Below are 25,741 nucleotides of genomic sequence, written 5' to 3' on the forward strand. Positions count from 1 at the left end.
CCCAGCTAACCCCGGGGGTGAGCCCAAACCCACCCCTGGGTGGGGAGACAGACACCGATTCCGCGCGCCGATGCGAAGTCAGCGATATCGGCAGAGCCGCGTCGAGCACACCTCGGGTAAATCAGGGGTTCCGATCGACAGATGTCGACCCTTCGCCGCCATGCCTTGGGATAATCGGCCGATGAGCGCGGAGGTCGACGACCTCGAGCGCCGCTATGTTTCGCAGGCGGCCAGGCCTCGGCTCGACACCTTGGGTGTCCGCCGGTAACGCCCCCGCGGCTCGTCGACTCAGAGAATGCGGTAGCGACTCGTCGGCACTACATCGATGTTCTTGTCCGCGCCGAACTTGGCGACGCTGGTCATCAATCGATCGAATCTGCGGGCCAGCTCCGCGTTGTCACCACCGCTGCCGTAGAACGCGTGCGGGTCGGTGAGGGCCTCGATCGGGAACAACTCCTCGATCACCGCGGCGACCTCGGGTGCTCCGTCCGTCGCAGCGCCGATCACCCGGTTCTGCACATACCCGAATGTCGCTTGGGTCGCGATCGCGATCTCGGTGTGCTGGTTACGCCAGTAGTCCAACCACTCGTCGTAGGGCTGATCGGCCGGCCGCCGCAGGAAAGCGATGTTCGACAGACCCGCCGCCCGCTCCCCGATCGGAACGGCAGGCAGCTCGATCGGCGACACCGCCTCGACCAGCCACCCGACGACCCGATCCGCGACCGATGCGAGTACTTCGGCCACGGCCTCGACGCGCTGCTCCTCACGCATCCAGGCGCTGACCACCGCCTGCACCGGCGCATCGAACGCCGTGAGCCGCACCATGGCCTGCGCGACCGCGCCGTCGGAAATGTTCACCTGAGCCGCCTCGACCCCCGCGGCCCCGAGACGCTCGGCCAGTTCGGCAGCCAGCAGGTCCCCGGCACCCCACAGCGCGAAAACGAGCTTCACCTGTGTCATGCCGTCACCGCTTTCTGGAACACGTTCCATTTATTGAGCGCAGCGTAACAGGAGACCCCGGGCGCAGTCCGCGAATAGCCCGCGCCCGAACGAGTGGTTCCGCTCCCGAACCCGAGTACTGGAAGCCTGCGACTCGCGGCGAAGCGCTCTTCAACTACTGGGACTAGATGGACCCCGTGCACAGCGGCCGGCGGCTGAGCTCGGTATCCACGGCGCGATTACGCCGGAGTCGATACCTGTTCCGGCGCGGCATCCTTCGGGCGTCGAGGGCGGGATCGAGTGATCGCCACACCGGACAGGCACAACAGACCGCCGACGACGGCGAGTGGGGCCGGGACTTCGTCGAGCGCGATCCACGCCATCAGTACAACCAGCGCCGGGACCGCGTAGGTCGTCACGCCCATCTTGCCCGCCGTCGTGCGGGCGAGGGCGTAGGCCCATGTGGTGAACGCCAAAGCCGTTGGGAACACACCCAGATACACCAGGCTCAATGTCGAGGACATCGGAGCATCCGCGGCCTCGCGGACCAGCTGACCCGTGAACGGTAGACAGGCGACCGCGCCGATCACGCATCCGCCGGTGGTCACCTGCAGCGCCGACGCATGGGCGAGCGCGGGTTTCTGCGCGACCACCGATATCGCCCAGGTCGCCGCCGCCGTCAGGCACAGGATCACCCCGAGCACCGCGCTGCGGCCGCCACCGGAGTTCGACAGCCCGACCACGATCGCGCCGGCGAACGCCACCGCGATCCCCGCCATCAGCCGCGCGGGGAACCCCTCGCCGAGCACCACGCCGCTCAGCACCGCAATCAGCACCGGCCCGATGTTGATCACCATCGCCGCGGTGCCCGCATCGACATACTGCTCACCCCAGTTCAGGGCGACCATATACACCCCGAACCAGAGCACGCCGGAGATCAGAATGCCCCGCCACGCAGCTCGGACAGGCAAACCCTCCCCCGTGACGATCAGGATCGCCACCAAGGCGATGGCTCCGGTCAGCAGTCGGCCCAGCGCCAGCGCGCCCGGCGAGAAGTCTTCTCCCGCAGCACGAATGAATACGAACGCCGAGGCCCACAACACCACCGTGACGGCGGCCGCGACGACCGCCTTCCGATCGTCGGACCGAACGCCTTGCTTCATTCCCCGAACGTAGAGCACCGCCGACCGGAAATCACGCAGTTTTCGGACACCGCGCCGCCGCGGATTGCAGCCCCTCGACAGCCCCGCGCCCGGCCATTCGCCCCGGATCGGCAGGTCGCGGCGGCAGTGTTACCGTTGAGGAAGCCGGAGGCACTTCGTTCACGGACAGATACCGCGACGTCTCCGCGCAACAGTCGGCCCGCCCCACGGCCGAGGCAGGAGCGTCTGAACATGACGCTGCACCGCTTTCGGTTGCCGTGCGCCGCGAGCCACATCCGGGTGTGTGATGCGCCGAACGAGTGAGAAGGACTACCTGGAGCTCATGCGCGACCTCGCGGCGCTGCGCAGATCACGCGCCGAGGGCGTCCTTCATGAACGACTCGAGCGCGAGATCAGTGAACACGAAGAGGAAGTCCACCGGCGCGACCACCACGGCAGGTAGCCGCCCGAAGGCTTCGGTGCGTGTGCCTCGCCCACGGGCTCCGTCATCGCCGCTGACCCTGAGTGTCTTTCGCGCTGTGCGCGGTCCGGGCGCCCGACGCTTGCAGTCTGCGTCCCGCTTCGCCGAGCGCTACGACCGTCGTCACGAGGACCAGCGCAAAGCAGAAACCGGCGAGCGGTGAATCCTGAAAGGTGTTGCCGCCGAAGTAACCGAGCAGCGCACCCGACATACCCCAGAGCACAGCTCCGATGATGTCGAATGCGGTGAAGACTCGTGGCGCGACGCCGACCGCGCCCGCGGTGAGCGTCATGATCGACCGCATGCCGGGCAGGAACCGGCCGATCACGATGAAGACCGGTCCGCGCCGTTCCAGCACGCTCGCGATCCAGCCAACCGCCCTGTGCCGCTTGGTTCCCAGGGGAATCTTGCGCAGCATCGGCCGCCCCGCGTGCCTGCCGATCCGATAGCTCACCTGGTCGCCGACCGCCGCGCCCGCCGACGCGGCGAGGATGAGTAACCCGATGTTCGGACGACCGGTCGCCGCGAAACCGCCCGAGACGAGCAGCACGACTTCGCTGGGGAATACCGGGAGGACTCCGTCCAGCGCGGCGAGGGCGAAAACAACGAGATAGACCAAGGGCGAGCCCATTACATCGCGCGCCAGATCCAGGAGCTGATCGTTCATGCGATAATGATACTCGTATCATTTGTTACTAGTATCATTTTGTAGGCGGGTGGAGGACGCCCAGCCGCGAGCACCGAGAGGATCCACCGTGACCGAGAACCTGTCTCCGTTCGACGGCCGCGCGGCGTACACGCCTTTCGAGGAGTACGCCGAGCGTTACCGCGAGTTCTTCGTGATGACCCGCCGCAACGGCATCATCGAGCTGCGGATGCACACCGACGGCGGACCGTTCCAGCACAGCTGGCATGGCCACAACGCCTGGCATCGGGTGTGGACCGAGGTCGGCAACGACCCGGAGAACGAGGTCGTCATCATCACCGGAACCGGCGATTGGTGGCATACCGGCGATCCGTCGCAGCTGTGGCACACTCCCTTCCCCGACTGGACCATCGACAGTCAGCTGAAGATGTACGACGATATGGTGCTGCTGCTGCAGAACCTCTTGTTCGCCATCGACATACCGACGATCGCCGCGGTCAACGGGCCGGGAACCCATTGCGAATTCGCGACAGCCTGCGATATCACACTCTGTGTCGAGGACGCCGATTTCTTCGACCCGCACTTCCTCGCCGGTGGCGTCCCCGGCGACGGCATGGCACTGACCTTGCAGCGCACCATCGGCATCAAGCGCGCGTCCTACTACATGTACACGGGTGAGCCGATAAGTGGCCGCACCGCAATGGAATTGGGCTTGGTCAACGAGATCCTCCCCCGGGATCGATTACTGCCGAGGGCATGGCAGATCGCCGAAATGATGATGGCGCGACCGCGCGGCTCGCGCCGGCTGACGCACGCGATCGCCACCCGCCCATGGAAGCGCGCACTCGTCGAAGACTTGGGGTTCCACGCCGCACACCAGCTTTGGGGTATGACAATGGGCGAGGCGGGCGACCTCGATAAACTGCGCACAATGAACAGCCGGTTCGGTACCTCGTGACGTCGCCAGATCGTTCGACCTCGGCAACGGGGTCGCACCGCGAACGAAAGAAGGCGCTGGCGCAGGCCACGCTGCAACGCGAAGCATTACGACTGTTCCACGAACAGGGCTACGCCGCGACCACCATCGACCAGATCGCCGCCGCCGCGGGCGTGTCACGCATGACCTTCTTCCGATACTTCCCGACCAAGGCCGACGTGGTGCTGCACGACATCGCCGACCTGGCCGTGCTCGACGCACTCCCGGAAAACCTCGAAGGCATCAATCCCGTTCGGGCGCTTCGCGACGCAGTGCGCGCACTGACCGACTCGGCGGCACCCGCCGACAGGGCCGTCAGTGCGGAACGCGAATACCTCCTGCGCACCGTCCCTGAACTCCGCGCTCGTGTCCCCGCACAGATGGCCGCGGCGATCCCGCTGCTCGCAGGCGGGCTGGCCGAACGCCTCGGCCGGCCCGCCGCCGACCTGCCGACCACCACCCTCGCCGGCGCCATCATCGGCGTCGCGATCGCAGCGTGGACCGCGGCGGCCGACGACCTGTCGGAGGGATTCATGCAGCGCCACCGACAATTACTCGACGACTGCCTCGCCCTGCTGGAGAACGGGATGACGAGCCCGAACTAGCTGCCAGGGAGTCCGGGACTGCCCGGAATCCGGAAGTCCGCCTTGAACCGCGGACCCGGCGGCAGACCACGCAGGACCGCGCTGGTCCACGCCACCGCGGGCGGCCATCCCGCGACCGCGCTGGTGATGTGCTCCGGCAAAGGCATCGTGTAGAACCGCAGATCGGCGCCACGATTCCAGTACTCGTCGACCACCGGCAGCACCACCGACGGCGGGATCAACTCGTCCCACATCCCGTGCCACCAGAAGAGGGGACTATCGGGAATCTGCTGACCGAGACTCTGCTCCTTCAGCACCCGCATGACCTCGGGAATGGATTCCAATGTCTTGCCCGGCTGGTAGTAGTCGCTGATCGGCCGGTACATTCCGGTCAGCGCAATGGTGTAGACACAGCGGCTCTGCACATCCTGGAGAATGCGCTGACCCTCCTCGGTGAGCAGCTTCTTCGCGTCGAATACCTCAGGGAATTCACGCGACAGGCCCGCGAAACCGAGCCACATAGTGAAGTTGCTGATCCCGGTGAGTCCAGGTTGCTGCATGGTCGCGTAGCGCGCCTGTAATTGCAGATCACCCGGCGTACCGCCGATAGCGGTACCCAGCAGTCGCACATCGGGAGCGTAGATTTTGCGTAGTTCGGCGGCCCGGATCGAACCCGAGCCGCCGCCCGAGTAGCCGTACAGCGCGATCCCGGATTCGGCAAGCCCCAGCGTCGCATCATTTTTCATGGCACGAAGACTGTCGAGCACCATCTTGCCTTCGTCGAAGGTATTGAAGGTGTTGAACTTGCCATCGAAATCCGGGACGTTCAGTGCGAAGCCCTGCATCAGCCAATATTGCGCAAGCAGGCTTTCTTTCATGGTGCCTGTTTGCAGCGTGTACGACGGATTGCACGACGAGTCGGTCGAATCGATCGCTTCCTGGAACGAAACAACCGGGCGGGGGCCACCGAGCCACGGAATGCCGGGAGTGATCACCGACGTAGCGGTCGCGATGGGGTTGTTGTGCACATCGTTGCTGCGATAGAGCAGCTGCTTGGTGTCGACGGGGAACGGGATTCCCAGGATCCGAGTCTGCACGGTGCGGGTACGAATGATCTGACCCGGCTCATAGGCCGCCAAATCCGCCGGATCCGCGTACCACGGGTCCTCGTCGGGCACCGGGATCGGGAGCAGGTCGTAGAGCGGAGGTTCCGCTGGCAACTGCGGCAATTGGTTTTGATCCGGCGGAAAGGCCGGATAGGGATCGCCTGCGGCGACCCCGGTGGACACCGAAAGGCACAGCGCCGTCAACGACGCCGCGACCCACTTGAATCTACGGGGAACCCCGAACATATAGCCCTCACCTCGATGTGCGCGCTCCAGCCATCCGATCACCGGACCGGTGACAAGTAGACCGCTCGAGCGAGCTGTGACGCCATCCGCATTCCGACAGCTTCCGCGGCGACCAGTTGTGCACGTCACCAACGGACACCGCGGGGCATCATGTGCTGCCAGCGCCTTCGCGGCCGTTCGCCTCGTGGTGGTCGCCGCCGAAGGACGCGGCAGCGACGTGGACGCGCCCCTGCGCCGACCACGACCCGAGCTCGTGGCCACCGCATCGAACCGGTTTCGTGATGCAGACTCCTGCGAATTCCCATTCCAGAACGGGAGTTTCCTCCCATTCCACAACAGGAGTTTCCGCGCCATCACCTGACGCGACGATAATCGCAACCGATACTCGACCGTTTCGATACCCACTCGTTACACAAGGAAGATATCCACAGAAAACAGGCACTGCACTACATTCGCATTTCGCAAGGTAGAGCCGCCAATAGCAACCGTTTCATACTCGGAGTCGGAAATGCTCACAGTTTGCCCCCAGTCTGGATCAAAAATCCCGCAACCGTTTGCGCGGACGCAGTAGAGTACGAATACTCGGTTAGACGAACCCATTCGAGCAGTGACACGCAGAGTGTGACCGCTCGGGCAATTCGCCGAATTCGGGCGTGTGCTTTTATCGCCCTACTTCGGATCGGATTGCAGACAGCCTCGAATGCCCGGCGTCGGCGCGCATTACCACAGGCTGCGCCAAACCCCGATGCCGACGCGCCACGACCGGACGATAACCGTGCCGTCCGGAATGAGGAGGCAGCGATGGTCGTTATGACACCGAGCACAGCTGTTCGGACAGGCGCGATACCGCGACCGTCGGAAAGCGGCCTCCCGATCGATTCGCGCCACCGGCTCGGCGAGTTGCTCGCCGAGATCGCCGCAGGTGATCGGGCCGCCTTCACCGAGTTTTATCACGCAACCAGCCAACGGGTTTTCGGACTCGCGGTACACATCGTGCGCAGCCGCACGATCGCGGAGGACATCACTCAGGAGGTCTATCTACAAGCCTGGACCACCGCCGATCGCTACGACCGTACTCGGTCCGCCCCGCTGACCTGGCTGATGATGCTCACTCATCGGCGCGCCGTCGACCTGGTGCGCGCCGAGCATGCGATCGCAGCCCGGGAGAACAACTACGGCAATACCGAGACCAGGCGCGGTCACGATGTCGTCGCCGAACAGGTCGACGAGCACTTCGACCACCAATCGATCCGAGACAATCTAGCGAGACTGAATGCACGCGAACGCGAGTCGATCGCCCTGGCCTACTACGGCGACCGCACCTACCGCGAAGTCGCCGACCTGCTGGGGATCCCGCTACCGACCGTCAAGAGCCGCATTCGCGTCGGACTGAAGCAGTTGGAGGTATGGCTGAGCAACGAATGACGTGGAGGTGGTGCGCTACGCCCTGTGGCGCGACGAATCCAGCTTGACCTTCCCACCCTCCACCAATGCCCTGAGGGCGGCAGCCTTACGATCGCAGATGTCGACGCCACAATTGCGGTGCCGCTGCATTTCGTTATGCGCCTCCGCGATCGTGAACGGTTGCGATGGAGCCTCGTGGGTCCAGGCTGCGGGCCAGATATCATGCCGCACAACCTTTTTTGCCGGTATTCGATGCACGGCCGTAGTGCGCCTTCGCATTCCGGCGCCGCCTACTCCCGGCGGATGATGCAGAGTCCGTAGATGAATCGCGCTGACGGCGACCGTCACCACCAGAACCATCAATACGACCAGTATGAAGAAAATACGTGAGTCGAGCATGGGACATCAACTTTCCTGCGCATGTGACGACAGCTTGTTCGCACCGCACTGCCGCCGAGGCGATTGATCAGTACTGCACTGTCGACCCCTTCGAGTCTCCTCTCACCGACCACGACGACTTTCCCAGCACAGGGAAGTATCTTCCGGCGGGTTGCCACCTTCGAGCAGGCCACAGCCACGGGGCGCATCGGCTCCCGCCCGGCAGGATCCGGACTTTTACGGCAGCGGGAGCGCGATCCCGTCGGGCCGACACGAAGGTGACCGACCCGTCAGCTGGTGAATCTGAAGCTGCGCCAAGCCTCACTGAGATACTTGCTGCTGCGCGAGTGCAAATAGTCGAAGTTTCCCCGGCAATCAGGCTCGGAGTAGAGCGTGACCGTGGCGCTCGTCTGGTTGTCGACCAAACCATTGCCAATAACTATGTTATATGTCTGATATTCTTCCGGATTTTCGATCTGCTCGGAGTAGCCGTAGTCGTTGTTGAAGGTGAAGGTCCCTGTAGCCATGGCCTTCCTCCATTCTTGTTGCGACTGCAAAAACAGTCCTACCTGCGATTTCCGGCCGAAGCCTACGCCCGAAATCTCAGCACGCCGCGAATCTTCGACCTTCGAATCAATAAAGCGTCGACGCCGGCAATCAAGATCATTTACTGATCGATCGCTTTACACCGCACAGCAAATCGCGTGGGACCCAACAGATTTCACTGCGCATAATTTGCCTGGCCCGCGCCGAACACAAGCGCACGCGCAGGCTCGAATGTCGCAATAGTGGCTATACCCAAGGCTGGGGAGCCGCCGACCAGGCATTTCAGCCGAGCACCGAGACCCGGTCGGCCTGCCGAATGGACCCCCCACCCGACCCGATCAACGCAGAATCAAACCCGCCACCGCTTTGGGAGCGGCGAGCCACTCGCGGATATTGTTGCGCACCACCGTCATCCGCCTGCACTCGCAGTACGCGGTCACTCCATCGGCGTCGATCCCCTCGGCACGGCACAACGCGACAGCCCGCGGCACATGTCGATACTGAGTGACGATGATCGCGCGGTCGATTTCGAACAACCGTTCGGCTCGTGCACACGTCTCCCGCGTCGACAGCCCCGCCCCGTCGGAGCGCACGAGCGCTGGATCGACACCATGATCGGCGAGGTACCTCATCATCGAAGCAATCTCGTCCCCCGAGGTGCCCGCCGCATCGCCGGACACCAGGATCTCGCGGGCTTTCCCGGCCCGCAACAGCTCGATCGCGACATCGAGCCGCCCACGCAAATACGCCATCGGCGCACCATCGGGCCCCACTTTCGCCCCCGGCACGATCACCACCGGAACCGTTGGCGCCGCGGCGGGCTCGAACCTGTGCCCGGACGACATCATCCACAGCCGGACATTCGCCCCGACCACGACCAACACCGCCCCCGCCCCCAGCGCAACGCCGAACTCGAGGCCCCTTCGCACCCACCGTCGCCCCGCCCCGCCGCCGGACTTCCCGCGCCGCGTCGCCCGATCATCCACCACGGCAACCTCTTTCAGTCGTCGCGAAAGGCACTGGACCACAGCCGTTCGCCGGGATATCCGATCCGCGACGATCGTAAATGACCCTGTGAACCGACCGCAGGCGAGTCACGGCGCTCGAGTCGCAGCGGGCGGATCAGACGACAGCGTAGGGATAGGCCGCGGCACGACTCTGGAAGGAGAGGATCCGCAGATTCTGGACTCGGCCGTCGCGGATCTCGATCGCGCGCCGGACCGTCTCGCTGCCGTCCCACCCGTCGGGGCCCGCCAGCACGATGGGCAGGTACTCCAGCAGCGCCTCCGAGTTCTCCCAGGTGGCGGAGTTCCACAGGAACGACGGGCTGTGGTCGACACCGTAGTAGTACAGGTCATCGCCGACGGTGAACATCGGGTCCGCGAAGGAGGTCGGCCGCGCCCACTCGAAGCCCATACCCTCGTCGCAGGAGACATCGACGAACAGCGTCCCGCGCGCGAACAGGTCCAGATCCTCGTTCAGCACGAACATCAGCGGCTCCTCGGTGTCCTGCAGGATGCAGTTGACTACCACGTCGTACTGAGCCAGCATCTCCGCCAGCGGTCCGGGCTCTGGAGCCTTCAGAGCGAGGGTCCGGCTGGGATTCATCGGGTCGCGCTCGAAATGCTGCATACGGACCGAAGCGAACGGCGAGGCAACCGCCGAGACGCTGCGCTGAGTCAGCACCGTGACGTCGCTGATTCCGAGCGCGTTGAGCGCGCGCACGGCGCCACGGGCGGTCGCCCCGAAGCTGATCACCGCGGCCCGCATCCGCCGCCCGTAGTCTCCGCTGGACCCGCGCAGCTGCAGTGCGTGCATGACCGAGCAGTAGCCGGCCAGCTCATTGTTCTTGTGGAACACGTGGACGCTGAAGTTGCCCTCTTTCGTCCAGTGGTTCATCGCCTCCCACGCGATAAGCGTCAGGCCGCGGTCCACGGCCAGCTGCGTCATCCGCTCGTCCTGCACGCAGTGCGGCCACCCCCATACGACCTGCCCAGGCCGCAGGTTCTCGAGGTCTTCGGGCAACGGCTTGGGCAGCAACAGCACATCGCACTCGGCGAACAGCTCCGCGCGGGTGCGATGGCCCGCGACCAGCGGCGCCAAGTGCTCGTCGGAATAGCCGAACCGCTCGCCATAGCCATGCTCGAGGAAAACGCGGTCGCGAAGCCCCGGGTCGATCCGGTCGAAGTGCGCCGGGTGGATCGCCAGCCGGTGCTCGTCCTCCTTGCGGGAGGTCGCCACTACACCGACAGTTAGTTGCTTCACCAAATGAGCCTACGCGTGTAGCCGGGCGCACCTACGTCGTCGGCGGTCACGGACGCCGTCTGCCACCGCGAATCCGTGCACGATCTTGCGCATATCTGTCGGATTCGTGGGCACTCGCAGGTTAGGAGAACTGGGAGTTACAGAGAAGAGCGTCGATGCCAGAGATCGCGGTGCTCGGACGTGGTTCGGAAGGCGGCGGGGCCGCCCTGGACCAAGTCGCGTTGATGACCGGTGCCGCGGCAGTGGTCGCCGTCGCGTTGTTCTGGGTCGCGTACCTCCACCGCACCCGCAGGATCACCTGGTTGACAACCACAGCCGATCGGCTGGGGCGGATCGCCAATCGGCCGGGCTGGGTGGCATTGCCGCTGGCGCTGTTCATCGCCACCAGCCTCACGGCGCTGTTGGGCTTCATCTGGGATGTGAGCCTGCACATCGGCAAGGGCCGCGATCAAGGTCCGCTGGCCAATCCGGCTCACTACTTCATCTTGGCCGGGTTGTTCTTCCTGTTCATCGCGGGTATGACGGCCGTTGTCCTGCCGCTCGACGAGAAGCCCGGTCCGGCCGCCATCCGAATCACCCGCGACTGGCACGCGCCGGTTGGTGGCGTGCTCATGGCGGGCGCGGGGCTCTACGCCCTGATCGGCTTCCCGCTCGACGACATCTGGCACCGGCTCTTCGGCCAGGACGTCACCCTCTGGGGGCCGACGCATCTGATGCTGATCGGCGGGGCGGGACTCTCGCTGATCGCGGTCCTGCTGCTCGAATTCGAAGGCCGCCTCGACCGGCCCGATCCGGAACGCACCGATGGCCCGTTGCTGTGGCTGGTGCGGGCCTTCGTCTTCGGCGGACTGCTGATCGGATTATCGGTGTATCAGGTCGAATTCGACTTCGGTGTCGAACAGTTCCGCCTCGCCTTCCAGCCGATGCTGATCACCGCCGCGAGCACGATCGCCCTGGTCGCGGCGCGCTACACCCTCGGGCGCGGTAGCGCGCTGGTGGTCGTCGCGTTCGCGTTCGTGGTGCGCGGGTCCGTCGCGGTGCTGGTGGGTCCCGTGCTCGGCGCGCCGCACAATGTGTTCCCGCTGTACCTCGGCGTCGCGCTGGTGGTGGAGTCGATGGGGTTGCTGCCGCTGATCCGCAACCCCGTGTGGTGGGGTGCGCTGACCGGGCTGGCCGCCGCCACCGCCGGACTCTGGCTCGAATCCTTGTGGGTGCGGAGAATGTTCGTCGATCCTTGGCCCGCCGCCCTGTGGCCGGAACTGCTCGCGATGGCGGTGCCGGTCGGGATCGCGGGCGGCGCACTCGGGGCGATGCTCGGCCTCGTCTTGCGCGGCGAGCCGTTGCCTGTGCCTTCGGTTCGGCGTGTCATCGTCATCGGCGCCGTGGCGATCGCCGCCCTGGCCACCGCCAACGGTCTGCGCATCGAAGTACCCGAGAATGCCTCCGCGACAGTGCAATTGCGCGATGCCCAACCGGTGGACGACGGAAGGACGGTGACCGCGGATGTCACATTGTCCCCTCCCGATCTGGTCAGTGCGGATCCGGAGTGGGTGCAGATCCTCGCCTGGCAGGGCGGCGTCGGCCCGGCGAGCCCCGGTCGCGGACTGGTGGTCGATCGGCTGCGGCAGGTCGGTCCCGGGCACTACGTCAGCACGAAACCGGTTCCGGCCTACGGCGACTGGAAGACGATCCTTCGAGTGCACGACGCCCGCACACTGACCGCACTGCCGATCTACATGCCACACGACCGCGGCATCGACGCGGCCGCGGTTCCTGCGCTGGACCAGTTCACCCGGCCGTTCGTCGCGGAAGTCACCGTGCTGCAACGAGAACGATCTTTCGACCACCCGGCGTGGCTGCTCGCGACCGCGTCGATGGTCGTGCTGCTCTGCTCGCTCGCCCTCATCTGGGCGTTGTCATGGGGCGCGGCTCGCATCAACGTCGCCTACCTCCGTGCCGCACACACCGACTCGTCGACGGCATCGCGGTGAGGAACGAGCACGGCGTGGAGATTCTCGCCGATCATACTGTCCTGCTGGCTATCCCCGCGTTCGTGCCGGCGCTGGCGCTGGTGGGCGTCGTCGTGGTGATCGCGGTGCGTGATCGCCGCGCCGAGACCCGCGAGGCCGCCGACGACGACATCGAATCTCGCTCGGAGGAGAAGGAGGACTGATGCGCGACGCCGGACGAATGCTTGCCGCGATCATTGCCGGGTCGGCGATCGTCACCGCCTGTTCGACGACTTCCGATTCGGACGCCGACCGAGCGTCGCCGACCGTGTCACCTGGCCCAGAGGTCAGCATCGCCGTGCGAATCGCCGGAGGAACAGTCACTCCCACGAACACGCGCACCGAGGCGCGAGTGTTTCAGCCGATCGTCCTTCGCGTCGACAGCGACACCATCGAGGAACTGCATGTGCACTCCGATCCGGGCTACACCTTTCCTGTCGAACCCCGCGCCGGGCAGGAATTCCGGTTCACGGTCACCGTGCCCGGTCGTGTCGAGGTGGAACTGCACCATGCCGGGAAGACCGTGACCACGCTGCTGATTCGCCAGTGACACCGCTGGCACACGGTATCGACGGCGCGGCCGATCTGCCGATTCCGTTGTCCTACGCGCTGATCGGCGCGGCGTGGACGCTGACGTTCTCGTTCGCGCTGCTGCTGGTGGTGTTTCGGCGACCCCGGCTCGACCCGGACTCACCCGGCATGCCGTTGCCCGCCGTCGTCGGGTCCGTGGTCGATTCTCGGGTGGTTCGGGCACTGATCGGGGTGGCGGGCGTCGTTGCCGCGAGCGTGACCGGACTGATCGTGGTTGCGGGTTCGCCTTCATCGCAACGCAATCCGGTCCCCGGCGTGGTGTACATCTACCTGTGGGTCGGGATAATGCTGGCGTCACTGCTACTCGGGCCGGTCTGGAAGGTGGTCTCACCGGTGCGGGCAGTGCACCGGTTCGGCTGTCTGATAGCGGGTCGCAGTCCTGAGGACGGCTTCTTCAGGTACCCGTCGTCGTGGGGATGCCGGCCTGCGGTGCTGGGATTGTTCGCCTTCGTCTGGCTGGAACTGGCGGCGCCCGATCCCGGGGCGGTTGCGGCCGTTGGCTGGTGGCTACTCGGGTACGTGCTGATCACGGGCGCGGGTACGGTTCTTTTCGGCACCGTGTGGGCCGAGCGCGCCGACCCCTTCGAGGTCTACAGCAGTCTGCTGGCCCGCCTCGGCCCGCTGGGACGCCGCCGTCCGTCGGGTGCGCTGGTGCTGCGCGCACCGCTGAACAATCTGGCCGGGACCCCGGTGCTGCCAGGGTCCGTCGCGCTTGCGGCGACGCTGTTGGGCTCCACCGCCTTCGACAGCCTCTCGGCGCTGCCCGCCTGGCGGAATCTCCTCGACTCGCTCAGCGTCGATTCAGTGGCGGTTGCCACGATGATTCGCACACTCGGACTGCTCACCGTAATCCTGGTCGTGGGAACAGTTTTCAGCCTCGCGGCCCGCGCGACCGGCGGTCTAGACCGCGTCGAGCGGGCTCGGTTGCCCGGCCTGCTCGCCCACAGCATCACACCGATCATCGCGGGCTACGTGATCGCGCACTACCTGACCTTCCTTGTGGAGAAAGGCCAGAACACGCTGTTGCTCTTCGACGATCCGTTGCAGCGCGGCTGGAACCTTCTCGGGCTCGCGGGCCACCGCGTGCACTATGTGCTGTCGAACCATCCCTCCGTGCTGGCCACCACCAAGGTGCTCGCCGTCCTCACCGGCCACGTACTCGGCGTCACCGCCGCCCACGACCGCTGCCTGCGCCTGCTCCCGCCCGCCCATCGCGCCACCGGCCAGCTCGCCCTCATGCTGACCATGGTCGGATTCACCTTCACCGGGTTGTATCTGCTGTTCGGCGGATGAATCGACCGCGCGGCCGGTAGGCGCACTACCGTTACGGCCGTCGATGGTCCAGACCTTGGCCGCCGCGTCCTTGGTGAGCTTCGCGAGCAGTACGCATCGCGGAATCGTCTGGCCGGCAAAATGATCGAGCGACGGCACCACCACATGGTGCGCGTCGGCCCGCTTGAGCTCCTGCGTGAGCTCGGCGAACGCGGCGCCGTCACCTGAAGTCGATTCATGGAACGTTGCGGCGAAGCAGAGGCCAGCCTCGCGGGCGAGGGTGCTCATCGCATCCTCTAGCTCCGCACTGCGACCATCGGCCAAATCTTCACGCAAATACCCATAGATCAACGCCTCCACCCGAACCTCCGTTGGATTGGGATCGGTGTTCTTTTGATGTGGAACACCCCGCCTTCCGTGGCGTACGGTACTCCTGCAAGGACAGATGTACTTGCAAAAGCAATCTGGCGACCTTCCCACACCGACATCCAGTATTGCGAACTCCACACTGCGAATGCAGCTGTCAACCCGCGGACACCTGCGTGCCCTGACCCGCCCTGGTCGGCGCGACGGCGCCGTGGCTATTGGGCCGCACATCACTTGCCGACATCATTTATCACGATATAGACGAACCTCCACCGATTCGAGCTGACTCGAGTTCACTTCTGGCTATCCTCATGCGCCATGGACGAGATCCAACTGCAACCGCCGACAGTCACGTCCCCGCGCCACACCGGACTGATCGTGGACGTCGCCGACGTCGGCCTCGGCAACCCTGCGGGCGCGACGGGCGAACCGGCCCGCCCATACATTCGCTGCACCGACAGCACCCTGCTACAGCTGCCCGAACAACTGCACGATTGGGCGATCACGGTCATCGCAACTACCCACGCCCACTTGGCTACTCGTCATCCAACGATGTTCCCGCGCCAGATCGAGTTCGGCGTCCTCGACGGCGCCATGTACGCCGAACTGCTATAGACACCCGCCGACCGCGCGCGGCGGGCAGAGCCATGTGCCGACGACAGGATGGGACCGGTCAGGATCCTCGGGGCCGATGCGTCCGCTCCCATTCATGGTCGAGCATCGCGTAGACCGCGGTATCGCCCCACTCGTTCTCGAGCCACAGGTCTTGCACGTGCAAAGCTTCGCGACGCATTCCGATCCGCTCCAGAACACGGGCGGAGGCATGATTGCGCGCATCCAGCCTTGCGGTAATACGGTGCAGCGACAGCTCTTCGAATCCCAATCGCAAGAGCACGCCCGCCGCCTCGGTGGCATAACCGCGTCCTGCCGCATCCGGCGAAAACACGAATCCGATCTCACCGGTGCGATTCTCGGCATCACGCCAGAACAAGACGACATCGCCGAGCAGCCGACCGGAGGCCACCTCCTCGACGCACAGGTTGAGCGCCTGACCGGCTTCGGTGAGCTCAGTTCTGGCCCACACCCCCGAGATCCGCTCGGCCACCTCGGCGCGAGACATCGGTTCGTACGGCAAATACCGACAGACTTCGGGTCGAGACTTATACGCATGCATGTCGTCGATGTCCGCGACGGTTGCCGGGCGAAGTACGAGTCGCTCGGTCGCTATCGGATAGTCCGGTTGCAGCACGCCTTCCGACCCTAGCCGCCGCCGATCTTCGGCAGCGGCGCCGACGCGATTCACAGTCGGCTTGCGAACACGTTGTGGGTCGGTCCGGCCCAACTCCGTCACCCTCGAATCAACGATATGTGACCGGCGTTACAGTGGTCGCGGGCAAACACGAAGGAAACCGATTGAACACAGCAGCGCGCGGCAACCCCTGGGTCGCCGTCAGACCGGATGACGACCTCACGCAGTTGGCGCAACGAGTGTCCTCCGCGCACCGCTCCTTCCTCGAAGGCGTCGACCGTCTGCCGACGCTGCGCCCCGACGGCGACGCGGTGCGACCGGTGGTTCTCGACTCCTGGCGGCGCAGCCGAAACAACGGTGTGAACCCGGACGGCTTCGGCGATGCGGTGGATCTCGACGGTCTGGAACTGCAGCGGTATCGGGCCGCGCATCCGACGGCGCTCATCCGGCCGGTGGTGCGAAAACTGCTGGTCGAAGACGCGGCCGAGGCCGGACTGCTCGTGGCGATCAGCGACGCCGAGGGCCGGCTGCTCTGGGTCGAGGGCGATTCGAAGGTCAAGGACCGGGCCCTTGCGATGAACTTCGTGGAGGGCGCGGACTGGAGTGAGGACAGGGTCGGCACCAATGCCCCGGGTACCGCACTCGCCCTCGATCACCACGTGCAGATCTTCGGGGCCGAACACTTCAGCCGCGTCGCGCACGAGTGGAGCTGCTCGGCCGCCCCTGTGCACGATCCGCTCACCGGCCGGGTCATCGGAGCCATCGACATCACCGGCGGCCCGCGCGTCGCCGCGGTGGAGGTGTTGTCGCTGATCAGGGCGACGGTGCTGGCCGCGGAATCCGAGCTGCGGCTGCACCTGCTCGACTCGCCCAAACCGCTCGACGCGACGACGCCGCGGCTGCGGGTGCTCGGCTCGGACCGGCCGTCGCTGACCCGCGACGGTGAGCGCATCCGGCTGTCGCAGCGGCATGCCGAGATCCTGTTGCTGCTGGCCGACCACCCGGAAGGCCTGAGCGCCGACCACCTCGCGATGCTGCTCGACGAATCGGAGCTGGATCCGGTGACGGTACGGGCGGAGCTGTCCCGAGTACGAAAGCTGTTGGGCGCCAACGGTCTCGGCTCGCGACCGTATCGACTGCTGATGGAGCTCGACACCGATGTCGACGAGGTCCGACGCGCACTCGCGCACGGCGATACGGCGGCGGCGTTGCGCGCCTATCCGGGCCCGATCCTGCCCCGCTCGCTGGCTCCCGGCATCACCGAGCTGCGCGCCGAGTTGCGCGGTCGCCTGCGCGCCGCCCTCTTGACGGCGGGCGATCGCCGACTGCTCGGCCGATGGACAAGTTCGGCCGATGGACGCGACGACGTTGCGGCGTGGACCGCCTACCTCGCTTCCCTCGACCGACAGTCCTCGATGTATGCCCAGGTCAGGTCCCAATTGATGCTGCTCGACCGCAAATTGGGCATTTGACCAGTTTCTTGCAACTGTCGTGCAACATGGACGCTCGTAGTGTTCCGGATCACACCTGCCGCAGGAAACGTCACCAGACCGAGGAGCATTCGATGACCGTCTTCGCCCGCCCAGGAACGCCCGACGCCGCCATGTCGTTCCAGGCCCGCTACGACAACTGGATCGGCGGCGAATGGGTAGCGCCCGTCAAGGGGCAATACTTCGAGAATCCGACCCCGATCACGGGTCAGCCGTTCTGCGAGGTCGCCCGCGGCACCGCCGAGGACATCGAACTCGCCCTCGACGCCGCCCACGCCGCCGCGCCTGCCTGGGGCAAGACCTCGGTCGCCGAGCGCGCCATCATCCTCAACAAGATCGCCGACCGGATGGAACAGCACCTCGAGGCGATCGCCCTCGCGGAGACCTGGGACAACGGCAAGCCGATCCGCGAAACCCTGGCCGCCGACATCCCGCTCGCGATCGACCACTTCCGCTACTTCGCCGGCGCCATCCGCGCCCAGGAGGGCTCGCTGTCGGAGATCAATGTCGACACGGTCGCCTACCACTTCCACGAGCCGCTCGGCGTGGTCGGCCAGATCATTCCGTGGAACTTCCCGATTCTGATGGCCGTCTGGAAGCTCGCACCCGCCCTCGCCGCGGGCAATGCCGTCGTCCTCAAGCCCGCCGAGCAGACACCGGCCTCGATCCTGTTTCTGATCAGCCTCATCGGCGATCTGCTGCCGCCCGGCGTCGTCAATATCGTCAACGGCTTCGGCGTCGAAGCCGGCAAACCACTGGCATCGAGCCCGCGGATCAAGAAGATCGCGTTCACCGGCGAGACCACCACCGGCCGCCTGATCATGCAGTACGCCTCCCAGAATCTGATTCCGGTCACCCTGGAGCTCGGCGGCAAAAGCCCGAACATCTTCTTCTCCGACGTGCTCGCCGCGAATGACGACTACCAGGACAAGGCCCTGGAAGGCTTCACCATGTTCGCGCTCAATCAGGGCGAGGTTTGCACCTGCCCGTCGCGCGCGCTCATCCAGGCCGATATCTACGACGAATTCCTGGCCTCGGCCGTGGTGCGCACCAAGGCTGTGCGGCAGGGCGATCCGCTCGACACCGAGACCATGATCGGCGCGCAGGCCAGCAACGACCAGCTCGAAAAGATCCTGTCCTACATCGAGATCGGCAAGGGTGAGGGCGCCACGCTGCTCACCGGTGGCGAGCGCGCCGACCTCGGCGGCGACCTGTCCGGCGGCTACTACGTGCAGCCGACGGTCTTCGCGGGACACAACGCGATGCGGATCTTCCAGGAAGAGATCTTCGGCCCCGTCGTCTCGGTCACGTCGTTCGCCGACTACGACGACGCCATCAAGATCGCCAACGACACCCTCTACGGACTCGGCGCCGGCGTGTGGTCGCGCGACGGCGCGGTGGCCTACCGGGCAGGCCGCGACATCCAGGCCGGGCGGGTGTGGACCAACACCTACCACCAGTACCCCGCGCATGCGGCGTTCGGCGGCTACAAGCAGTCCGGGATCGGCCGCGAGAACCATCACATGATGCTCGACCACTACCAGCAGACGAAGAACCTCTTGGTCGGCTACGCGTCGAAGGCGCAAGGCTTCTTCTGATGGTCGATGCCGCTGCGGCAATCCCCCGGCGGGTGCGTGCCACCGCGGCGGCGATGGATCTGCTCCGTCGCCTCCGCGGCCTGCACGGGCCGCTGATGCTGCACCAGTCCGGCGGCTGCTGTGACGGCTCGGCTCCGATGTGCTATCCGGCAGGCGAATTCGTGGTCGGCGACCGCGATGTGCTGCTCGGACTGCTCGATCTGCGGTTGCTGGTCGGCGAACTGCCCGACACTCCGCCCGAACCGGACGATATCGCGCCGGTGTGGATCTCGGGCCCGCAGTTCGCCGCCTGGCAGCACACTCAGCTCGTCCTCGACGTCGTACCGGGACGTGGTTCCGGTTTCAGCTTGGAATCGCCAGAGGGGTGCCGATTCCTCAGTCGCGGAAGAGTTTTCGAGCAAGCCGAACTCCTTGCGCTGACCACGGTCGACACCGTGACCGGCGCGAGCTGGGAGCGCGGCGAGCGTCCAGCACCACCAACTCAACCGCAGGTCGTCGCCGAAGCGGCCGATGCCTGCCCTGTTCCCGATCGCGGAACATCCCAGAACACCCTGTGATTCATCCAGCAAGAAGGAGGTCGCGATGGCGATCCCCACCAATAAGCCCACCCACGAGGACTTCCACACCGAGGACAGTGCCTACCTCGCGAAGCGAACCCTGAAGTCGGGGTCCGCGGGCTGGTTACTCCTCGCCGGTCTCGGCATCAGCTATGTCATCTCCGGCGACTACGCCGGCTGGAACAACGGCTTGGCGCAGGGCGGTTTCGGCGGATTGCTCATCGCCACCGTGGTGATCGCGGGCATGTACCTGGCCATGGTGCTCGGTATGGCCGAGATGTCCTCGGCGTTGCCCGCGGCGGGTGGCGGCTACACCTTCGCCCGGCGTGCGCTCGGGCCATGGGGCGGCTTCGCCACCGGCGCAGCCGTTCTCATCGAGTACGCCATCGCGCCCGCCGCCATCGCGACGTTCATCGGCGCGTATGTCGAGTCGCTGAATCTCTTCGGCATCACCGACGGCTGGTGGGTCTATCTGGCCGTGTACGCGTTGTTCATCGGCATTCATCTCACCGGCGCCGGTGAGGCGCTCAAGGCAATGTTCGTCATCACCGCGATCGCGTTGGTCGGTTTGGCCGTGTTCGCGGTGTCGGCGTGGGGATTGTTCGACGCGGGGAAGCTGACCGACATCCCGGCCGATCCCGCGGCGGTGGGCAGTTCGTCGTTCCTGCCGTTCGGCTACTTCGGGATCTGGGCGGCGGTGCCGTTCGCGATCTGGTTCTTCCTGGCCGTCGAGGGTGTGCCGCTGGCCGCCGAAGAAGCGCGGGAGCCGGAGAAGAACGTGCCCAAGGGCATCATCATCAGCATGCTGGTGCTGATCGTGACCGGCGCGACGGTGCTGTTCCTTGCGACCGGTGCGCTCGGCGCCCAGGCGATTGCGACCTCCGGCAACCCGCTGGTCGAGGCGCTCGGCGACGGATCGGCCGCCAAGCTCGTCAACTACATCGGCTTGGCCGGATTGGTCGCCAGCTTCTTCTCGATCGTCTACGCCTACTCGCGGCAGACCTTCGCGCTCTCGCGGGCCGGATACCTGCCGACGAGCCTGTCGGTCACCAACGCACGTAAAGCGCCGATGCTCGCGCTGATCGTGCCCGGCATCATCGGATTCGCACTCTCGCTGACCGGTGAGGGCGCGATGCTGCTGAACATGGCCGTCTTCGGCGCGGCGCTGAGTTACGTGCTCATGATGATCAGCCACATCGTGCTGCGTGTCCGGGAGCCGAATATGCCGCGGCCCTACCGCACCCCGGGCGGCATTCTCACCACAGCCTTCGCCCTCGTGATCGCCTGCGCCGCCGTCATCGCCACCTTCCTCGTCGACCGCACGGCCGCGACCTGGACCCTGCTCGCCTTCGCCGGGTTCATGGCCTACTTCGGCCTCTACAGTCGCCATCACCTGGTCGCCAACTCGCCCGACGAGGAGTTCGCCGCCTTGGCCAAGGCGGAGGAGGAGCTCGAATGACGATCTATCACCAGCAGATCGGCGGCACCAACTACACCTTCGACGGACTCGTCGAATTGATGGCCAAGGCGACGCCACGGCGTGGCGGCGACGAATTGGCCGGCTGCGCGGCGGCATCCGACGCCGAGCGGGCGGCCGCGCAGTGGGCGCTGGCCGAGGTGCCGGTCGAATGGTTCCTCCGCGAACTCTTGGTGCCCTACGAGGACGACGAGGTCACCCGGCTGATCATCGACTCGCACGATCGCGTTGCCTTCCAAGCGATCTCGCATCTGACCGTCGGCGGCCTGCGGGACTGGCTGATGGAGACCTCGGCCCGCGACGACGCCGCCGCCAGGCTACATGCGGTGGCCCGGGGGCTGACACCGGAAATGGTGGCCGCGGTCAGCAAGATCATGCGCAATCAGGACCTCATCGCGGTCGCCCGCGCCACCGAGGTGACGGCGGGCTTCCGCACCACGATCGGGTTGCCCGGACGACTGAGCACCCGCCTGCAGCCCAACCATCCGACCGACGACCCGCGCGGCATCGCGGCCGCGACCCTCGACGGACTACTGCTCGGCTGCGGCGACGCCGTGATCGGCATCAATCCGGCGACCGATTCCCCGCAGGCCACCGCGGATCTGCTGCACCTGCTCGACGAGATCCGGCAGCGCTTCGCCATTCCGACCCAGTCGTGTGTGCTCTCACACGTGACCACCACGATCGAGCTGATCGAGCGGGGCGTTCCGGTGGACCTGGTCTTCCAGTCCATCGCGGGCACCGAAGGTGCGAATACCGGCTTCGGGGTGAACATCTCGCTGCTGCGCGAAGGCAACGAAGCGGGACGATCACTGCATCGCGGCACCGTCGGCGACAACGTGATGTACCTGGAAACCGGACAGGGATCGGCGCTGTCGGCCGGCGCGCACCTGGGTACCGGCGGCAAACCCGTCGACCAGCAGACCCTGGAGGCCCGCGCGTACGCGGTGGCAAGAGACCTGCAGCCGCTCTTGGTGAATACGGTCGTCGGCTTCATCGGCCCCGAATACCTCTATGACGGCAAACAGATCATCCGCGCCGGTCTCGAAGACCACTTCTGCGGCAAACTGCTCGGCCTGCCCATGGGCGTCGACGTCTGCTACACCAACCACGCCGAAGCCGACCAGGACGACATGGACACCCTGCTCACCCTCCTGGGTGCGGCCGGGGCCGCGTTCGTCATCGCGGTGCCCGGCGCGGACGACGTGATGCTCGGCTACCAGAGCCTCAGCTTTCACGACGCCCTGTACGCGCGGCGGGTACTCGGCCTGCGCGCCGCACCGGAGTTCGAGACATGGCTGCAAGGGCTCGGCATGGCCGACGCGGCGGGCCGGATACTTCCGGTGGAAATCGCCTCCTCCCCGCTGCGCGAATTGACGGGAGCGCTATGAGCGTCGAGCGCAGACACCGAGCGCCACAAGACTTCTGGGACACGCTGCGCCCGAGCACCCAGTCCAGGATCGGTCTTGGCCGGGTCGGCGACGCGCTGCCGACCGCCAGTGTGCTCGAATTCCGCTCGGCCCACGCCGCGGCCCGCGACGCGGTACACCTGCCACTCGACGTGTCCGCCTTGGCAACTCGGGTCGAAGCGGTCGGTCTCGGCGCCCCCGTGACCGTGCGCAGCCGGGCCGCCTCCCGACCCGAATACCTGCGCCGCCCCGATCTCGGCCGACTCCCCGCCGACCTGACCACTGTCCCCCACACCGGGGCCGACCTCGGCTTCGTCCTCGGCGACGGACTGTCGCCACGGGCACTCATGGACCACGGCGCGCCGCTACTGGCCGCCCTCGCGGAAGAACTCGCCGGCACCTATTCGATCGCGCCGCCGGTCATCGCCACCCAAGCCCGCGTCGCCCTCGGCGATCACATCGCCACCGCGATGGGCGTGCGCACCCTGGTCGTCCTCATCGGCGAACGCCCGGGTCTCTCGGTCGCCGACAGCCTCGGCATCTACCTCACCCACCTGCCGAAGCCCGGCCGGACCGACGCCGACCGCAACTGCATTTCCAATATTCATCCGCCCGAAGGCCTCGGCTACCACCAGGCGGCAAAGGTGGTGTCCAGCTTGATCTCCGGCGCACGGAAGCTGGGCAGATCCGGCGTGGATCTCAAGGACACCTCTCGCACCGAAGAGCTGGTTTCCACCGCGGCGCTGACGATTCCGGGGCCGGTCGAATAACAAGTTGAAGAATGGACGACAATTGTGTGGCAACCGTTCGAAGGATCCGCCACGCGGTGCGGCGATCGGGTTTTCGTTCAGCCCGCCGCGAGAATGACGACATCCCGCCCGGACGAGGTACGTACGTATACCGATCCGTCGGCGGGCTCCCATCGTTCGGCCGTCGCGACCTCGTCGGCCACAAGAACCGTGATTGCGTACTGTGACCTGCGGCTCGGCAATCTGGCGGGCAGGGTGATCCATTCGGGTCTTCTGAGGCGGCGGCGCCTTGGTCTTTCCCTCGACTACCTACGCAGCACCGAGCGAGTACATACCGCGAGCTACCGATGCGCAACGGCGGCCACTCGGCAATGCTCATTACGCCGACCGACGCAGCCCACAAGGCCGCGTGGCGACTATCCACCCGCACTATTGATCATTCAGGAAGTACCTCAGATGACCGAACAACCGGTGCAAACAAGGCCCGTTCGCCCGTGTGGCAGTGCGGTAGATCGCATCGGCGCAAAGAGCGCAGCGACCAGAAGTCGGCCTGGCCTGAACACACAGGGCAAAGTCAGTCTGGTCGACGTCGCCATGGAATGCGGAGTCGCGGCCATTCAGCAAAGGATTGCCGCTCTACGTTCCGACGGCCACTACACAGCAGCGCTGTGTATCGAGCGAGAACTCGCTCAATTGCGGCCGGACTCGGCGCCATGATGCCCTGAGCCGGAGCTCTCACTCAATCCCACAGCCGCGAGCAGGGGAGACTCGGTAGCACGGTCGAGATGTCGCTATCGATGGTCACCTGCAGTGCGGGCGACCATTCCGCCAGTGCGGCAGTGAAATTGCGAGCCTGATCCACGGTCGCCCGGAAGGCGAGAGCCACAGCTCCGGATGTGATCCGGAGGCGGCATTCGACGGTTTGCTTCTTCATGGTGCTCTCCGTGTGATCGAACGGGGACGTAGGCATTACGCCGTGCCGCTATGGGATGTACGCAGGCCGACCACCGACTCACCTGTTCGACTCACTGTCTGAGACCAGCAGCAGTTCAGGTCGGCAGGTGGCGCAGCGAACCCGATGGACGCGAACCGTGTGGCGCTGGTGTGACGTGGCAGGGCGGGTCTACTGCCCAGCCGAAAGGGCAGAGCAGAACCGACGGGACGTCTGCGGCACTACATCCGAGAGCACCTCACCGACGGTCGGCAAGTTACTCAGCCACTCCAAGCTTCACGCGATGGCGGCGGCGGTGTCACAGCCAGTCTCACCCAGCAGGACGCGCTGCCAGTGCCGAGACCATTACCGCGCGGTCTCGGCACTGGCGCCAGGCCGTCATTCCCCAGGTCATAACGCCGGAAATCCCGGGTCATACACGCTGGATCACCTGTTTTCCCTGGTCAGATCATTCGCCCGGAAAGGGGCATTGACCGTGGTGAAGTACTGGACGATGGCACCGATGGCGACCGGGGCAGTGACGAGAAGTTGACCGGCGAGGGTGCCGAGTGCGCCCACTGCGATGATGCCGCCGATACAGCCGACGGCGGCGGCGGGAATGAACGGCCCGAACATGCCGATGATGGTGGCCGCGGCCACGGTCGCACCGGCGATGCCACCGAGTACACAGCCGACGATGCCGCCGCCGACACCGCCGACCGTGGTGCCGATCGCGGCTCCGGTCGCAATGGTGTCCTTCAGCCGAGTGAAGGCCGCGACTTCACGTTCGTACGGTGTTCGCCACAGTGCCTGGTCTTCGAAGGGGAGGGCAACCGGCTGGTAGTTCGCATGCTCGATGTCGAATTGCGGTGTGAACGTTGCAGTCCGGTCCTCGATTACGGCGGCAATGGGGAAAACGAAATCGTCGACGCGGAACACCAGCGGAGTGCCCGCGAGAACAGTTCCGTCGGCTGCCCGGACTTCGAATGTTCCGTTCTCGACGGCCATCGAACCCGCATCGATCTGCATGACCACGCTCTCTTCGGAAGCCGTGGTCGTGTAATTGATGACGCCGCTGTCGGTGGTCTGCGGAGCCGCGCTCGCCGTTCCCGCCGTGATCCCGACGACCGCGATGGCCAGCGTCGACACTGTGGATATTTTGCTCAGAAGCATGTTCCCGGAACCTAACTCAGTCGTGTGGATGGTGCGAATACCTGCCGTGGGGGGGGGGCGGGGGGGGCCCCCCCCCCCCCCGCGGCAACACGTGGAGGCCCCCCGGCGCCAGGCCCCCCCGCGGGGGGTGGGGGGGCGCCCGGACGAAAGAGAGAGC

The 25,741-nt window shown here is 65.7% G+C and carries 26 protein-coding genes; 15 read left to right on the forward strand and 11 right to left on the reverse strand.

What is annotated here, in order from left to right:
* Positions 1 to 288: 288 nt before the first annotated feature.
* On the reverse strand, positions 289 to 960 hold the full coding sequence (locus ACFU4Z_RS08275; protein ID WP_379060720.1) for a hypothetical protein: 672 nt from the start codon (positions 958 to 960) through the stop codon (positions 289 to 291).
* 218 nt (positions 961 to 1,178) lie between these two features.
* Positions 1,179 to 2,102, reverse strand: a complete 924-nt coding sequence (locus ACFU4Z_RS08280; protein ID WP_379060721.1) for a DMT family transporter — start codon at positions 2,100 to 2,102, stop codon at positions 1,179 to 1,181.
* A gap of 286 nt (positions 2,103 to 2,388) precedes the next feature.
* Here ACFU4Z_RS08280 and ACFU4Z_RS08285 point away from each other — a divergent pair, with 286 nt between their 5' ends.
* Entirely contained in the window at positions 2,389 to 2,544 is a 156-nt protein-coding gene (locus ACFU4Z_RS08285) for a hypothetical protein (protein WP_379060722.1), read from the forward strand.
* A 43-nt stretch (positions 2,545 to 2,587) separates the two neighbouring features.
* Here ACFU4Z_RS08285 and ACFU4Z_RS08290 read toward each other — a convergent pair whose 3' ends face one another.
* Positions 2,588 to 3,229, reverse strand: coding sequence for a DedA family protein (locus ACFU4Z_RS08290; RefSeq protein ID WP_379060723.1), 642 nt, complete (start codon positions 3,227 to 3,229; stop codon positions 2,588 to 2,590).
* 88 nt (positions 3,230 to 3,317) lie between these two features.
* Between ACFU4Z_RS08290 and ACFU4Z_RS08295 the strand changes: the two genes are divergently transcribed.
* Positions 3,318 to 4,166, forward strand: coding sequence for an enoyl-CoA hydratase/isomerase family protein (locus tag ACFU4Z_RS08295; RefSeq protein WP_379060724.1), 849 nt, complete (start codon positions 3,318 to 3,320; stop codon positions 4,164 to 4,166).
* Complete coding sequence (locus ACFU4Z_RS08300) at positions 4,163 to 4,789, forward strand: TetR family transcriptional regulator (RefSeq protein ID WP_379060725.1); 627 nt, start codon at positions 4,163 to 4,165, stop codon at positions 4,787 to 4,789. Before ACFU4Z_RS08295 ends, ACFU4Z_RS08300 begins: the two co-directional genes overlap by 4 nt.
* Here ACFU4Z_RS08300 and ACFU4Z_RS08305 read toward each other — a convergent pair.
* Entirely contained in the window at positions 4,786 to 6,120 is a 1,335-nt protein-coding gene (locus ACFU4Z_RS08305) for a lipase family protein (RefSeq protein WP_379060726.1), read from the reverse strand. The two genes, ACFU4Z_RS08300 and ACFU4Z_RS08305, sit on opposite strands and share 4 nt — an antisense overlap.
* An 801-nt stretch (positions 6,121 to 6,921) precedes the next feature.
* On the opposite strand from ACFU4Z_RS08305, the gene ACFU4Z_RS08310 reads away from it, so the two are divergent.
* Positions 6,922 to 7,545, forward strand: a complete 624-nt coding sequence (locus ACFU4Z_RS08310) for a sigma-70 family RNA polymerase sigma factor (RefSeq protein WP_379060727.1) — start codon at positions 6,922 to 6,924, stop codon at positions 7,543 to 7,545.
* A 15-nt stretch (positions 7,546 to 7,560) separates the two neighbouring features.
* On the opposite strand, the gene ACFU4Z_RS08315 is transcribed toward ACFU4Z_RS08310, so the two are convergent.
* The 4 genes from ACFU4Z_RS08315 to ACFU4Z_RS08330 form a co-directional block, all read right to left on the reverse strand.
* A complete protein-coding gene (locus tag ACFU4Z_RS08315) occupies positions 7,561 to 7,923 on the reverse strand; it encodes a hypothetical protein (protein WP_379060728.1) in 363 nt (120 codons plus the stop codon).
* A 269-nt stretch (positions 7,924 to 8,192) separates the two neighbouring features.
* On the reverse strand, positions 8,193 to 8,429 hold the full coding sequence (locus ACFU4Z_RS08320; protein WP_379060729.1) for a hypothetical protein: 237 nt from the start codon (positions 8,427 to 8,429) through the stop codon (positions 8,193 to 8,195).
* A 357-nt stretch (positions 8,430 to 8,786) separates the two neighbouring features.
* Entirely contained in the window at positions 8,787 to 9,437 is a 651-nt protein-coding gene (locus ACFU4Z_RS08325) for a vancomycin high temperature exclusion protein (RefSeq protein ID WP_379060730.1), read from the reverse strand.
* A 133-nt stretch (positions 9,438 to 9,570) separates the two neighbouring features.
* Entirely contained in the window at positions 9,571 to 10,713 is a 1,143-nt protein-coding gene (locus ACFU4Z_RS08330) for a N(5)-(carboxyethyl)ornithine synthase (RefSeq protein ID WP_379060731.1), read from the reverse strand.
* Between the two features lie 155 nt (positions 10,714 to 10,868).
* On the opposite strand from ACFU4Z_RS08330, the gene ACFU4Z_RS08335 reads away from it, so the two are divergent.
* The 5 genes from ACFU4Z_RS08335 to ACFU4Z_RS08355 all read left to right on the forward strand — a co-directional run bounded on the left by ACFU4Z_RS08335 (position 10,869) and on the right by ACFU4Z_RS08355 (position 15,566).
* Complete coding sequence (locus ACFU4Z_RS08335) at positions 10,869 to 12,704, forward strand: hypothetical protein (protein WP_379060732.1); 1,836 nt, start codon at positions 10,869 to 10,871, stop codon at positions 12,702 to 12,704.
* Positions 12,705 to 12,718: 14 nt separating this feature from the next.
* On the forward strand, positions 12,719 to 12,886 hold the full coding sequence (locus ACFU4Z_RS08340; RefSeq protein WP_379060733.1) for a hypothetical protein: 168 nt from the start codon (positions 12,719 to 12,721) through the stop codon (positions 12,884 to 12,886).
* A complete protein-coding gene (locus tag ACFU4Z_RS08345; protein ID WP_379060734.1) occupies positions 12,886 to 13,272 on the forward strand; it encodes a hypothetical protein in 387 nt (128 codons plus the stop codon). Before ACFU4Z_RS08340 ends, ACFU4Z_RS08345 begins: the two co-directional genes overlap by 1 nt.
* Positions 13,269 to 14,606, forward strand: coding sequence for a hypothetical protein (locus tag ACFU4Z_RS08350; protein WP_379060735.1), 1,338 nt, complete (start codon positions 13,269 to 13,271; stop codon positions 14,604 to 14,606). Before ACFU4Z_RS08345 ends, ACFU4Z_RS08350 begins: the two co-directional genes overlap by 4 nt.
* Before the next feature lie 663 nt (positions 14,607 to 15,269).
* Positions 15,270 to 15,566: a hypothetical protein gene (locus ACFU4Z_RS08355; RefSeq protein ID WP_379060736.1), complete on the forward strand. Its 297-nt coding sequence runs from the start codon at positions 15,270 to 15,272 to the stop codon at positions 15,564 to 15,566.
* A gap of 58 nt (positions 15,567 to 15,624) precedes the next feature.
* Here ACFU4Z_RS08355 and ACFU4Z_RS08360 read toward each other — a convergent pair whose 3' ends face one another.
* Positions 15,625 to 16,302 carry a GNAT family N-acetyltransferase gene (locus ACFU4Z_RS08360; protein WP_379060737.1) on the reverse strand — a complete coding sequence of 226 codons (678 nt, stop codon included), beginning with the start codon at positions 16,300 to 16,302 and terminating at the stop codon, positions 15,625 to 15,627.
* A 62-nt stretch (positions 16,303 to 16,364) separates the two neighbouring features.
* On the opposite strand from ACFU4Z_RS08360, the gene ACFU4Z_RS08365 reads away from it, so the two are divergent.
* The 6 genes from ACFU4Z_RS08365 to eutC all read left to right on the forward strand — a co-directional run bounded on the left by ACFU4Z_RS08365 (position 16,365) and on the right by eutC (position 23,501).
* On the forward strand, positions 16,365 to 17,672 hold the full coding sequence (locus tag ACFU4Z_RS08365) for a transcriptional regulator (protein WP_379060738.1): 1,308 nt from the start codon (positions 16,365 to 16,367) through the stop codon (positions 17,670 to 17,672).
* A 92-nt stretch (positions 17,673 to 17,764) separates the two neighbouring features.
* Positions 17,765 to 19,288, forward strand: a complete 1,524-nt coding sequence (gene adh / locus ACFU4Z_RS08370) for an aldehyde dehydrogenase (protein WP_379060739.1) — start codon at positions 17,765 to 17,767, stop codon at positions 19,286 to 19,288.
* Positions 19,288 to 19,845, forward strand: a complete 558-nt coding sequence (locus ACFU4Z_RS08375) for a DUF779 domain-containing protein (RefSeq protein ID WP_379060740.1) — start codon at positions 19,288 to 19,290, stop codon at positions 19,843 to 19,845. The genes adh and ACFU4Z_RS08375 overlap by 1 nt, the downstream gene beginning before the upstream one ends.
* 25 nt (positions 19,846 to 19,870) lie before the next feature.
* Entirely contained in the window at positions 19,871 to 21,304 is a 1,434-nt protein-coding gene (gene eat, locus ACFU4Z_RS08380) for an ethanolamine permease (protein ID WP_379060741.1), read from the forward strand.
* A complete protein-coding gene (locus ACFU4Z_RS08385; protein ID WP_379060742.1) occupies positions 21,301 to 22,713 on the forward strand; it encodes an ethanolamine ammonia-lyase subunit EutB in 1,413 nt (470 codons plus the stop codon). The genes eat and ACFU4Z_RS08385 overlap by 4 nt, the downstream gene beginning before the upstream one ends.
* A complete protein-coding gene (eutC, locus tag ACFU4Z_RS08390) occupies positions 22,710 to 23,501 on the forward strand; it encodes an ethanolamine ammonia-lyase subunit EutC (protein ID WP_379060743.1) in 792 nt (263 codons plus the stop codon). Before ACFU4Z_RS08385 ends, eutC begins: the two co-directional genes overlap by 4 nt.
* Before the next feature lie 718 nt (positions 23,502 to 24,219).
* Here eutC and ACFU4Z_RS08395 read toward each other — a convergent pair.
* Together ACFU4Z_RS08395 and ACFU4Z_RS08400 are read right to left on the reverse strand one after the other, a co-directional pair.
* A complete protein-coding gene (locus ACFU4Z_RS08395; RefSeq protein ID WP_379060744.1) occupies positions 24,220 to 24,414 on the reverse strand; it encodes a hypothetical protein in 195 nt (64 codons plus the stop codon).
* 444 nt (positions 24,415 to 24,858) lie between these two features.
* The gene (locus ACFU4Z_RS08400) at positions 24,859 to 25,584 is read right to left on the reverse strand and encodes a hypothetical protein (RefSeq protein WP_379060745.1); all 726 of its coding nucleotides are present in this window, start codon (positions 25,582 to 25,584) and stop codon (positions 24,859 to 24,861) included.
* Positions 25,585 to 25,741 lie beyond the last annotated feature (157 nt).

It is taken from the genome of Nocardia sp. NPDC057440 (genome assembly GCF_042802915.1).
GTDB lineage: Bacteria > Actinomycetota > Actinomycetes > Mycobacteriales > Mycobacteriaceae > Nocardia.